Annotated in this window: 8 protein-coding genes and 1 tRNA gene; 5 read left to right on the top strand and 4 right to left on the bottom strand. The window is 34.5% G+C overall.

Translation table 11 applies throughout. The annotated features are described in order from the left end of the window. Positions 1-7 precede the first annotated feature (7 nt). The 5 genes from BUE24_RS11275 to BUE24_RS11295 are packed head-to-tail and all read left to right on the top strand — an operon-like array spanning position 8 to position 6,980. On the top strand, positions 8-2,740 hold the full coding sequence (locus BUE24_RS11275; protein WP_073316115.1) for a PD-(D/E)XK nuclease family protein: 2,733 nt from the start codon (positions 8-10) through the stop codon (positions 2,738-2,740). Positions 2,741-2,742: 2 nt separating this feature from the next. Further along, positions 2,743-3,591 (top strand): alpha/beta hydrolase family protein, encoded by an 849-nt coding sequence (locus BUE24_RS11280; RefSeq protein ID WP_073316116.1) that lies wholly within the window; start codon positions 2,743-2,745, stop codon positions 3,589-3,591. Between the two features lie 57 nt (positions 3,592-3,648). Further along, positions 3,649-3,933, top strand: coding sequence for a hypothetical protein (locus BUE24_RS11285; protein WP_073316117.1), 285 nt, complete (start codon positions 3,649-3,651; stop codon positions 3,931-3,933). 60 nt (positions 3,934-3,993) lie between these two features. Continuing rightward, positions 3,994-6,390, top strand: a complete 2,397-nt coding sequence (locus BUE24_RS11290) for a TonB-dependent receptor (RefSeq protein ID WP_073316118.1) — start codon at positions 3,994-3,996, stop codon at positions 6,388-6,390. 14 nt (positions 6,391-6,404) lie between these two features. Beyond that, positions 6,405-6,980, top strand: coding sequence for a hypothetical protein (locus tag BUE24_RS11295; protein WP_073316119.1), 576 nt, complete (start codon positions 6,405-6,407; stop codon positions 6,978-6,980). Positions 6,981-7,874: 894 nt separating this feature from the next. On the opposite strand, the gene BUE24_RS11300 is transcribed toward BUE24_RS11295, so the two are convergent. The 4 genes from BUE24_RS11300 to BUE24_RS11315 form a co-directional block, all read right to left on the bottom strand. Then, positions 7,875-9,605, bottom strand: a complete 1,731-nt coding sequence (locus tag BUE24_RS11300) for a helix-turn-helix domain-containing protein (protein ID WP_073316120.1) — start codon at positions 9,603-9,605, stop codon at positions 7,875-7,877. A 608-nt stretch (positions 9,606-10,213) separates the two neighbouring features. Next, a complete protein-coding gene (locus BUE24_RS11305) occupies positions 10,214-11,995 on the bottom strand; it encodes an erythromycin esterase family protein (RefSeq protein WP_073316121.1) in 1,782 nt (593 codons plus the stop codon). 291 nt (positions 11,996-12,286) lie between these two features. Then, positions 12,287-12,360: transfer RNA gene (locus BUE24_RS11310), tRNA-Ala, on the bottom strand. A gap of 9 nt (positions 12,361-12,369) precedes the next feature. Continuing rightward, positions 12,370-13,170: a universal stress protein gene (locus BUE24_RS11315; protein ID WP_073316122.1), complete on the bottom strand. Its 801-nt coding sequence runs from the start codon at positions 13,168-13,170 to the stop codon at positions 12,370-12,372. Between the last annotated feature and the right edge of the window lie 146 nt (positions 13,171-13,316).

Below are 13,316 nucleotides of genomic sequence, written 5' to 3' on the forward strand. Positions count from 1 at the left end.
AAAGGATTTGAAAAGTTTTTTACAAGAAGTATTACAAGATTTAAACTACTCTCCCAAAGAAATTAGTAACGTAATTTTTTTGGTCCCTAGTAAAAGAGCCGGGCTTTTTCTTAAAAAAGAACTCGTAAATGCTTTTGGAGATCATACCATCCTACTCCCGGAAATTTATAGTATAGAAGAATTTATATCCAAATTATCAGGATTACAGCAAATAGATAGTATTCAGGCATTATTCGAGTTTTATGAATCCTATTTACAAACATTTCCAGAGCAGGATAAAGAGGATTTTGAAACCTTTAGCAATTGGGCACAAACCTTAATTAGTGACTTTAACGAAATAGATCGTTACTGTATTGATCATAAAAGCTTCTTCTCTTATTTGTCTGGAATTCAAGATTTGAATCATTGGTATCTGCAAAAAGAGAAAACCAAACTGATACAAAATTATATTCGATTTTGGGAAAGTTTAAAGGAGTACTACGATGCATTCAAAAATAGATTATTATCTCAAAAAATTGGATATCAGGGATTGCTATATAGAAAGGCCTCAGAAGATATCGTAAACTATATTAAAGAGGAAAAGAGGACTCATATCTTGGTTGGGTTTAACGCATTAAATAATGCTGAGCAGCTTATTTTTCAGGAATTGTTGGGAGCAAATATGGCCGAGGTGTATTGGGATGGAGATGAGTTCTTTTTTAACAACACCTATCATGAAGCATCCTTGTTTTTAAGAAACTATAAAGAACAATGGGAGTACTATCAAAAACATCCTTTTCGATGGATAGGAGATCATTTTTCTGACAAAAAGGATATTCAAATTATTGGAGCACCAAAACACGTTGGTCAGGCAAAGTATGTGGGAGAAATTGTAGCTACAATCCCAGAAAAGGAAATGGAAAATACAGCTTTGGTATTGGCAGACGAGGGGTTGTTGCAGCCGCTGCTTAATGTCTTGCCAGATACGGTTAGGTCCATAAATATTACTATGGGACTCCCGCTTAGAGAGGTCCCAATTTCAGGGTTTTTTGAGCAACTGTTTGATTTACATAAACACTCGAATACAAAAGGTTTGTACTATAAATCGGTAGTGCAAATTCTGAGTACCCTTCCAGCCTTTCGACTTTTGAAAGAAACATCCAGAAAGTTAATAGAAACCATTTCAAGGAACAATATGGTATTTGTTAGCCTAGAACAATTAAAAGAGGGTTGTAGTGATAAGAAACAAGAACTACTAGAGTTATTATTTAAACCTTGGGAAGATGTTGCTGTTGCAGTAGAAAATTGCCGAATACTAATTACCCAACTCAGGGATCATATAGAGCAAGAAGATCATCAAATAGAATTAGAATATGTATATCGATTTCATATTGTATTCAATAAGCTGTCGGCATTAATAGATGACTATGATTATTTGAAAACCATTGCAGGATTACATTCTTTATATCGAGATATTTTGCTGACAGAAAACCTAGATTTCTCGGGAGAACCATTTAGTGGTTTACAGTTTATGGGAATGCTGGAATCCAGGTGTTTGGATTTTGAAACCGTAATTATTACTTCGGTCAATGAAGGAATTTTACCTGCAGGTAAAAGTGCAAATTCCTTTATTCCCTATGATTTAAAAAGAGCTTATAATCTACCTACTTATAGAGAGAAGGATGCAATTTACACCTACCATTTTTACCGATTGATCCAACGTGCAAAAAAAGTGTATTTGTTGTATAATACCGAATCTGAAGGTGTAGGAGGAGGCGAAAAAAGCAGATTTTTGCACCAATTAGCTATCGATAAACGTCCAAAACATAATATAGAACAGCTTCTGGTTTCGTCTGATGTACCCAAGTTGAGTAGTGATCCACTGCGTATCGATAAGAACGAAGAGATTTTAGCCTCGCTAAAGGCACTCTCAAATCATGGTTTATCTCCTTCTGCCCTTACCACATATATTAGAAATCCAATAGATTTTTATTATAAATATGTATTAGGAATTCAGGAAATGCAAGAGGTAGAAGAAACTATCGCCGCCAATACCTTGGGGACGGTGATTCACAATACCTTGGAAGTGTTTTATAAACCGCTGGAAGGTGTTGTTTTGACTTTAGAGCACCTAAAGCAGATGAAAGAAAACGTAGCCAAAGAGATTCAAATTCAATTTAAAGAAACTTATTCAGAATTAGATATCACACAGGGTAAAAACCTCTTGATTTTTGAAGTAGCTAAAAAGTATATTTATAATTTCCTAAGGTCAGAGGAGAAGTTGGTCAATAGTGGAAGTCAACTCAAAATTGTAGCGATAGAAAGCAATCTCAAAACTGAATTAAACGTACTAGAACTTAATTTTCCTGTATATATTAAAGGTAAGGTGGATCGTATTGATGAATTAGATGGGAAACTTCGAGTAATTGATTACAAAACGGGAAAAGTAACCCGAAACGATGTTGTGCTAATGGATTGGGATCTGATTAGTGAGGAATACAAATACAGCAAAGCTTTTCAGGTGCTAAGTTATGCGTATATGCAAAGTATGCATGTTGCAGAAAGTCCTTTTCAAGCGGGGGTAATTTCGTTCAAAAACCTTCAGGAAGGGTTTCTGAGATTTGGAACAAAACAAAGTGTACGAGGTAAAGTAGATCACGAAGTCACAGCCGAAGTAATGGATACATTTTTGATACAACTGAAAAAAGTAATCATCGAGATTTTTGAGAGCACAATTCCGTTTACCGAAAAAGAAATATAACTATGATCACAAGAAAAAAAAATATTGTTTTAGAAGGTAATCATGGCAAACCTATTGTAACTGATGTCTTCTATACGAACAAACCTAATGATAAACCGATTATCATTTTTTGTCATGGATACAAAGGTTTTAAAGATTGGGGAGCGTGGGATCTAATGGCTGAAGCTTTTGCGAATGCTGGATTTGTTTTGGTGAAGTTTAATTTTTCGCATAATGGAGGTACCGTTGAGCAACCTATTGATTTTCCAGACCTAGAGGCTTTTGCCAACAATACATTTATCAAGGAATTGGATGATTTGGAAACAGTATTGGACTGGATTACAAATCCAGATAATGAAATTTTGTCCAAGACTAATGCCCAAGACATTACGCTTATAGGGCATTCTAGAGGAGGAGGAATAGTTGTCATTAAGGCAGCAGAAGACCCAAGAGTTACAAAATTAATTACCTGGGCTGGGGTGTCGGATTATAAGAACCGTTTCCCAAAAGGAGAAGCTTTTAAGCAGTGGGAAAAAGATGGGGTCTTTTATGTCGAAAATGGAAGGACCAAACAGCAAATGCCACATTATTTTGATTTTTATAGTTCTTTTATTGATCACGAGGAGCGCTTAACCATTTCTAAAGCGGCTGCTAAAATCGCAATACCATACCTTATTGTTCATGGAACTCAGGATCCTACAGTCCACGTACAAGAAGCATATAGCATAAATGCATATAATCCTAATGCATCTCTCTTTTTGGTAGAAGGAGCAGATCATGTGTTTGGAGCAAGACATCCATGCAAAAACAGTGATTTACCTAAAGATTTAGAGAAAATCATAGAGAAATCTATTGAGTTTGCAAGACTTTAACAGCTGTTATAGGCAAATAATGTAATATTTTTCATTTTTTTTTGTTTATTTGTCACAATGAAGTCAGAAAGAAGGATAATAGCGGCCATATTCCTTGCCTTGTTCTGCTTAATGCAGTTGGCAGAGGTTCATGTGTTTAGTCACGATGGTGATGATGGCGATTGCCAGCTATGTCTGATTTCCGCAGAAAAGATAAATGACGGATTTTTAAATACAGAAGAGGTTAACGTACCTTGTATTATCGTAATCCCTACAGATGTTGTTCGATCTACTTACGAACAGCGTTATTTTACTTCTACAGTTAAGAATACTTTTCTTAACAAGGCTCCACCAATAGCCTAATTTTCTTATTTATTTCCAACTTTTTGACTAGTCATATAGACTAGCTACAATTTTATTTTAATGAAAAGATTAACACTTACTATCGTAGTGTTGCTTTCAGGAACTTTGATCTCAATTGCCCAAGAGTGCAATAAAACCCTTACGGGTAAGGTAATAGATTTTCATGATGGAGTACCGTTGAAAGGAGCTACAATCACATATAATAATAAAACCATCGTAACCGACGATGCAGGAAACTATAGCATTAGCTCGCTATGTCCTACGTCGTATGCGTTTACGATATCTCACAAGGATTGTAATTCGCAAGTGGTAACGATCGACATTGAGAAAGTTTCTGCTAAGACTTTTTATCTAGAACATCATTTGAATGAACTTCAGGAAGTAGAGGTTTCGGGTAAAACTCCTAGTAAAACAACATCTTCGCAAGAAGAAACAATCAGTGAAAACATTCTTGAAAAATATAGTAGCGCCTCCTTGGGAGATGCTCTTAGAGAAATCACAGGTGTGTCTTCTTTGAATACAGGCTCTACTATCGTAAAACCAATAATTCAGGGATTATCAGGAAGTAGAGTGTTGATTATGAACAATGGAGTGCGTATGCAGGATATGGAATGGGGAGATGAGCATGCACCTAATGTAGATATTAATAGTGCAGGAAAAGTTACCGTAGTTAAAGGTGCAGCCGCATTACGTTATGGAGGTGATGCTATTGGAGGTGTTATAGTTATGGAACCCAACAATGCTCCTGCAAAAGATACGCTAATGGGTAAAACATCTGTAACGGGTTCATCCAACGGTAGAGGGGGTGCAATTACTTCTGAGCTTATTAAAGGCTACGAAAGCGGATGGTTTGTCAAAGGACAAGGTACTTTTAAGCGTTTTGGAGATGTTGAAGCTCCAGATTACGTACTTTCTAACACAGGTATTTCAGAAATAGCTGCTTCTCTGGCATTTGGAGTGAATAAGTTTACGCATGGTTGGGATGCTTTCTACTCATATTTTGATACTGAGATAGGAGTGCTAACAGCCTCTCATATTGGCAATGTTGATGATCTTATTGTATCGATCAACAGTAATGAGCCCAATGTGATCAGAGATTTTACATATGATATTATTAACCCAAAACAGGAAGTAAAGCATCATTTAGGTCGCTTGCGCTATTTTAAAAGATTCGAAGAATTGGGTAAATTGACAGTACAATACGATTTTCAGCTCAATCAACGACTAGAGTTTGATATACGACAAACTGCAGCGTTACGAGAAATACCTAGTCTGGATTTAGAATTAACCACGCATACGTTTAGTTCTGATTTTAAATTCGATTCGAAATCAGATATTACCCTGGACACCGGAGTCTTATTGAGGTATCAGGAAAATTTTGCTGACCCTTCTACAGGAGTAAGAAGGTTGATCCCGGATTATGATAAGTATGATGCTGGAGCATTCATTGCTGGAGAATACGTTATTAATGAAGATTTGGTAGTAGATGCCGGTGTTCGATATGATTATAGTCAAATCAATGCCAAGAAATTTTATTTAAAAACACGATGGGAAGAAAGAGGATATGATCAAGAGTTTTCTGACCTGATCATAGGAGATTTTGGTACACAATACTTAACCAATCCAAAGTTTGATTACCACAGTTTTTCTGCAACTACAGGTCTTAATTATCAGTTTAAAGATGATTATGAATTACGTTTCAATTATGCGTTGGCGCAGAGAGCGCCAAATCCAGCAGAATTGTTTAGCGATGGATTACATCATTCTGCAGCTCGCATAGAATTAGGGGACCTTAGAATTGAACAAGAAACTTCGCATAAAGTGTCGTTATCGGCACAAAAAAATGGAGAACGCTGGGGCTGGGAAATAGCACCCTATGCCAATTTTGTAAACGATTATATCTTATTAGAACCCACAAATGTGGAATTGTCTATAAGAGGTGCCTTTCCGGTTTGGGAATATAGGCAAACAAATGTTCGCTTATTAGGTGCCGATGCTAAGTTATATACCCAATTGCACAGCAATTGGAGGACGGATCATAGCTTCTCTATTGTCAAAGGAATTGAAACTGAAAATGATACCCCGCTCATTAATTTACCAGCGGCAAATTTGTCTAATAAGGTAACTTTTACCAAGCAGGATTGGTTAGGGCTAGAAATGTCTTTAGAAAGCCAATATGTGTTTAGACAGAATGAATTCCCGCCTAACATTCGTGTTTTTTCGCCGCAAGCAGGTCAAGATGTATTATTAGAAATCAACACACCACCTGACGCGTATCATTTGTTACATGCCAATGCAGATATCGAAGTATCCGCTTGGAATAACAGCACAATGAAAATAGGAGCCACAGTATCGAATATTTTAAATAAAAACTATAGAAACTACCTCAACCGTCAGCGGTTTTTTGCAGACGAAGTGGGTAGGAATTTTATACTAAGACTAACATTTAACTATTAAATTTTACTAAAATTATGAACTCAAGAAAATTTTTATCAATCTTAGCTATTGCGGGTACTTTGTTTGTGTCATGTTCTGATGATGATGATAATCCAGCACCAGTAAACCCAGAAGAATTAATCACGACTATGACGATTACTTTAACTGCAGGTACTGATGTGGTTACTTTAAGAGTATTTGATGAAGATGGTCAAGATGGACCAATAGCTCCAGTAGCAACCGTTTCTGGAAATTTAGCAGCAAACACTACGTATAATGCTTCAATAGGCTTACTAAATGAAAGTGTAAACCCTGCAGATGATGTAAGAGAAGATGATGTTGAGCCAGAAGCAGATGAGCACCAGTTCTTTTTTGAAGCTGCCGGTGGTTTGAATGTGGTAGCGACTTATGCTGATACAGAAGCTGATTACCCACCGCTTACAGGAACCAATCCAGTTGGTCTTGAATTTCAGTTAGAAACGGGTGATGCTAGCACGGGTACGTTTACTGTTACGCTAAGACATGAACCTACAAAGCCAAATGACGGTACATTAGCAGGTGCAGGAGGAGATACTGATATTGCGCAGGCTTTCCCTATTACAATTGAATAAAACGACTTTAAATAATTTGAAACAATAGTAATTATATGTTATAAGTTGAGTTTGTAGATTTTCTTTCGCAGATAATAATTTGTTTCAATGTTAAACCCTCGAGGAAGTAGTTACCCTTGGGGGTTTTTTTTATCACCAAAAAGCAAAAATTGGTATACATTTTGATGAATTTACGATAAGATAACATCACAGTTTTCGATTTTGCTCAGAAACCACTGAGAATATGCTAACAAAAGAAGAAAAACCACATTGTAAAATGTTGTGAAATGTGATATTCAATGGGTTAAATGCAATGATTTTACGAAGACATTACGGCATCGTTAAATGTTATTTATCATCAAAAAAGAGCTGTTATAATTGAGGAAATGACATTATATTCGCGGCATAATTAGCAATAAAGAAAACAATTGAAACTATCATAATTAGTATAAGTTGAGTTTGTGTTAAATACTACTACTAAGTTTCAATTAAAAAACCCCCGGATTAGTTACCCGGGGGTTGTCTTTTTTAACTGATATTTTTCTAATAACTTATCTATTTAAAAGAATGTAAAGTGCATTAAAGCTCTATTCACTAATTTGATAAGAAACTAATACCATATAATGTTACTGTTGATTACACAATTGCTGCATGGTAACTTCGCTATTGCTTCCACCTTTTACTTTAGTTTTTTGTAATTGATTCAATTTAGTAACATTAATTTTTGTTAACGAAAGCTTACTGTTTTTTTTAGATTTCATTGTGTGAGTTTTAAAGGATTTAATGATGTAAAACTATTCAAAAGCGTACTAAATAGCAGTGTTTTTTGATCCCTTATGCTCAAAATTTATAAAGATATAACCAAGATTTATAAATTTTTATCAAGTTTAGCCAGAAGAAATTGAAATTTATAAACTATTGATCGTTAAGGTTTTGTATGTAGTCCGAAGGGTTTTGTCCAATTCTTTTTTGAAAAGCAGCAGAAAAAGACTGTATATTATTGAAACCAGTTTCCAAGGCAATGGATTTGATCGAATAGCGCCTAAATTTTTGATCTGTTTTCAATCTTTGAATACAAAATTCTATGCGCAGATCATTAAGATAGTTTGCAAAATTCTGTTTTTTATGCGTATTGATCACTTTGGATAAATAGGAAGAATTAGTTTTGAATTTTTTGGCTACATTGGCCATAGTCAGATCATTTTTTAAAAATTCCTGGTTTTCTTCAAACTTTGTTAGCCTATGGATGATGTTCTCAACAATTTCAGGTGCTATTTCTATCTGCTTTGATGATCTGGTTCTTTTAGAAGACTTTTTGATCAAGTCGGTATACTTTTCTTCTATTTTTTGCTCGTAGACTTTCTTTTCCTTTTTGAAATAATAGAAATATGCAAAGGAGACCGTAGCAATAACTAGAATTGCAATTAGTAAAAATCGATACTGTAATTTTTTACTGCGATTTTGTATTCCAAGGATGAGTTCATCTTTATCCTTTATGAGTTGTGCAGTATCGTAGTTTTTGGCGATATTATTGCTCAACACTTTTTCTCTTTTTTGACTGATCTGTTCATATCTGATCAGTTTTTCCATCATTTTTAATTGGCTTTCCTGATCTTCTTCGCCTTTGTAATGATCAATAAGCATGGTGAACGCATCTTTTATAGAAGAAGAATAATTGGATTCGTCTATAGAATCGTCAATTTTCTTTAAAATAGCGAATGCTTTTTGGTGTTGATTGAGTTTTGAATGCGTTTTTGCAATGTATAATTGGTTCAGAAAGAAAAGATCATTATTTAAGATTGGATCTATCAAACCCGAAGCTTTTTTTAGACTATCAATAGCACTAGGGTAATTTTCTCTCAAAAAATTATTAACTCCACTACCAAATAGAAGTTCCGGATAGTATTTTTTAGAATCTTCAGAAAAACTTTTAATAATTCCTTTCTTAAAATAATATTGAGCAGAATCCAAAACACCTAGGCGGTTATAACAATTTCCCAAATTGTAATATGTGGCGATATAGTGATCCAGAAATTGATTTACGGTATCTCTATGCTTTATGATTTTCAAGTTTTTTTGAAATGTACTAAGGGCCTCTTGGTATTTACCCAACGTACTCTTTAACATAGCAATGTTGTGTTTGCAAGCTACTATATGATCCAGGTTATTACTGTTTTCTGCATACTGTAAAGCCAACAAATAGAATTCAAGGGCATCATTATTTTTCTTTAGATCTGTAGAGACAATACCTTTTCCTATATAGGCCCTGGCAGGATAGTACTTATGACCTGTATTTTTGGTAAGATTGATAATAGTATCGCAATAACTCAAAGCTACTTTAGGTTGCTCCCAGTTCAATCTTAATAACATATAATAGGCATCTGCAAGTTTTATCGTATCAAGATCTTGTTTTGCCTTTTGCAGGTACTGCTTAGCGATTGTAAATGCTCTAAAGGAATTCTTATACCTGTTGTTGTCATATGCCTGAGATAACTCAGTATATGTTTTTCCTTGCCAATTATTTTGAACAGAATCATTTGTCTGTAGAGGTAAAATAGCATCAATGACCAAACTGTCAATACCACTAGAAAAAATAAAGTGAGAGTTTATAAATAAAAAAGTGATAAAACATAAAACAAATCGCATACGTGCAAGCCCTAATTTTTAATAAATGATTGTAGCGTGTTGTCATTAATATTCTTATGTACATAAGGAATTAATACGGGACAAACTACGCAAAATTTATAAATCTTGTGTTATAAATTTATGATTTTGCGCTTATTTCTTCTCCAACTTTGCATTTATTCATATCTTAAATTAAGATATGAAAATTAATGCAGTTCTTTTTGATAAAAACAAATTCAGGCATTTCTTACTGCAGGAAATCAGATTAAATATCTCAACTAGAATAACTTTTAAAACCTTGAAAGATTCTAATAATTCGTTTCAATAGATGATTAATTATTTCCTTAGCTGCTTATTAGAACAATCTAAAATCTGTTTTTTATCTATAATGAAATAATACAATAAGTATGTGTCGTTTTCATATAAAATGTTACTAACGATTTTGGCATTATTACATTTTAAAAGGTGTATTCGTTAAGGCGTACGAATGGATCTTGTAGTATTGTTTGTTCTAGGATAGAAGTTATAGAATATAAAACATTTGATAGCTAGGTTTTTAATATGAATAACTATTAAAAAAGGGATTAGAGCACTAATAGAGGTAAGATTAGAGTTCTTTGGTGAAAAGACTACGATTTCTTTTGCAAACGTTTATTTTGAAGGCGTCTCATAACTTCTTTTTTTCCGTTAGGCGTAAGATTTGCACTAGAGGTTTCTTGAATAAAAATCATTCCATCAAAGGTTTTAACAGGAACAATTCGTTGTTTTGAAGCATGTGTATAATCCTTGCTCCAGCTTGCTCCTGCATAATACATTTCAAGTTTTTTATTTAGGAAGTTTTTGATGGCTGGAGATGACGAATTAGATTCATTTAAATCAATAAAAAAGATGTCGTTTTTAGATTGGGCAAAGTACCAGTCCAAACTACCCTCTAGCGCTGGCGGAATTTGAAATGGAATCACTCCGGTATATTTCTTTTCCCTAGGTAAATAATTCATTGCCTGAAAACTTCCTTGATAGGTAGAAAAACCAATCGCATAGTAATCATCGCCAAAGTATCTTGCCAGTGCACTTCCTAAGGGGTTCGGGTATCCATTTACCTTCTCTTTGGAGTTTTTTGAAATATGCCCATTATGCGCCCAAATTACAATTTTACGACCAGGTTGTTTTTGAGATATTTCTAATACTGTTTGAGCCATAAACTCGTCGCGTATACTATAGGTAGAGGTGTTTTTTTGTAGTTTTCTATCATTGGATTCTACTCCTTGAAGTACTTTTCTAAAATCGGCAATTACATTTTCATATTCTGAAATAGAACTATTGTGCACTAATTTGGTTTTATGTAAGACAAGTTTAGATAATAGCTCATATAGCTTGTTTCTTTGAGAAGAAATGTCTTTGTAGTTTATGCTTGTACTTAATTTAACAAACAAAGAATCTACTTGTTCTTTGATTTTGGTATTAATCTTCGTCTTAGAAAGGAATGTGTTGATATTGTCATAAGCTAATTCTAATGCTTTGACCTGGGTATCAATACCAACAAATTGTACTTTTTTATCATCAGACACCTCAGCGTTATATTTTCGCATCCATTCGATCATATCTACTACTTCTTCTGTATCCCAAACCCAGAACCCTTGAGAAGAAAGAGCATCTCTACTATTGCTTTTCCCATAAAGAACATAATCGTTAATTGGTCGACATCCTATATGACTCGCTTCAATGGCAAAAGTTCTAAACCCCATTTCTTTAACCAAAAACTCAAGAAAACGATGTTTCATTTGGAACATTTCTTTTGTGCCATGACTGGTCTCTCCTAGCCCAATCACTTTTTTGTCTTCCAGGATTGTTTTTAAGCTGGAAAAATCTTCTAACCCGGTTTCTGCTCTAACACCATTAAGCGGTGTAGAATTGGTGTTGATCCACGAGATTACAGCATCTCTTTGAGCATCTTCAATAGACATTTTCTTGATATATTCACCTTTTGAAAATATCCTAGGCTCGTTAAATTGAAACGCACCATTAATATTTTCTATATGGCTGAGAAGGTCAGAATCGCTTAAATACTCGGGAATATGTGAGGAGATCTGAAATGTATAAGTACCAGGGTCTATAGCCTGAAATTGTACGATTTCGATATCATTTTTTGTGTTGTTGGTATTAATGATTTGTAAAGTGTCCATTTGCTGAGAAAGAACTAACACCTGAAGATTTACATCTTTCTGTTCAATCTGAAACTCGATAAAATCTTCTTTTTTTAATTGAACCTCGAAGCTATGCTTTTCGTTACCAATTAATTGAATATCCTTATTCTTCTGGTGATCCATCAAAGAATACTGTGCCTGTATTGGACAGGAAAAAGTAAAAGACGTAATTAGTAATGCAATGTAAGTACTAGAGTAAATTTTCATATCAAAGGTTGAGGTTTTAAGATGTAATTAATTTGACTGTAATTATTTCTTCACTTAAGACGGCTCAATTCTTTAATAAAGATAGAGCTTAATGCACTCAAATTCTTTTTTTGGAGAGGCAAAGAACCCGAGTATACACCAAGATTTATAAAAGTATAATAGGCAAAAATGTGTGATAGTATTGATTTTACTAATGCTATATAAAGATTAATGCCAATTTATTGGTTCGAGGTTGAAAAGGATGTAAAAAAAGAAAAGAGTTGCACTTTTTTGCAACTCTTTTGATAAAAGTGGAGAAGATGGGACTCGAACCCACGACCTTTTGACTGCCAGTCAAACGCTCTAGCCAGCTGAGCTACATCCCCTTTTTTGAATTAATCGGCACCGCGAAGCACCAATAATGGGAGCCTACTTTCAAAATCTTTCTTAAGAACGGTGTTTTCCTCCCAAAGCTTAGAGAAAAACCCTCGTTTTCTTCTAAAAACACAGATAAGATCTGGATGAGTCTCATTCAAATGCTCCAAAACACCTTGAAAAAGCGTAGCGTTTTCAGAAGATTTGTAGGTAGATACAATCTCACCTAGTTCCTTTTGAAACTCCGAGTCTTCAGGTAAAAAATCTGCTGTCTTTACTTGAAGTAACTTTAGCTCAGCGCCAAATGTAGTTAAAATTTCTTTGATAGGAGTTAAAGCATTTTTCTTTTTTACCACACCAGATTTTACGGCCATAAGCACAGTTTTGATGGGTGTAAATTTGTGTTGTGAGGGTATGATCAGAACAGGTATTTCGGTTTTTTTAACTAAACTACCAGAAGTTTCACCTAGAAAATATGGATTATTAAGGTCACTACTTTCAGAACCCAAAACAATCAAATCGATCGCGTGTTCCAGATTAAATTGCGGAATGGCTTCCAGTAACTCTCCTTCCAAAGGAAGTGGGATCACTTCTACTCCTTTTTTGTCAAGAGCACTCAACTTTTCTTCAATAGAAGATGTGCTGATTTCTTTTAAAGTTTCATTTACAGAAGGCAAACTACCTGATCTGGGTAGCTCTTTAAATACTTCTACTGCATATACTGTTCCACCAAGCTCTTTGGCTAGATCCACCGCATATTGAAGTAATGAATTATTGATTGAATTTTCAGATAAGCCCACTGGAACAAGAATGTTCTTCATCCCTATAATTTGATTTGTGATTAAGGTGACAAAATTACAATTTTAAAGTGATTGGTTGTAGAGATAACTATAAAGATATCAGGTACTTTTCTTAAAGTTTTTTTAAAAATCTCTGTAAACCAATGATAGAACTGTTATTGCATACA

The sequence above is a fragment of the Aquimarina spongiae genome (genome assembly GCF_900141785.1).
Classification (GTDB): Bacteria; Bacteroidota; Bacteroidia; order Flavobacteriales; family Flavobacteriaceae; genus Aquimarina; species Aquimarina spongiae.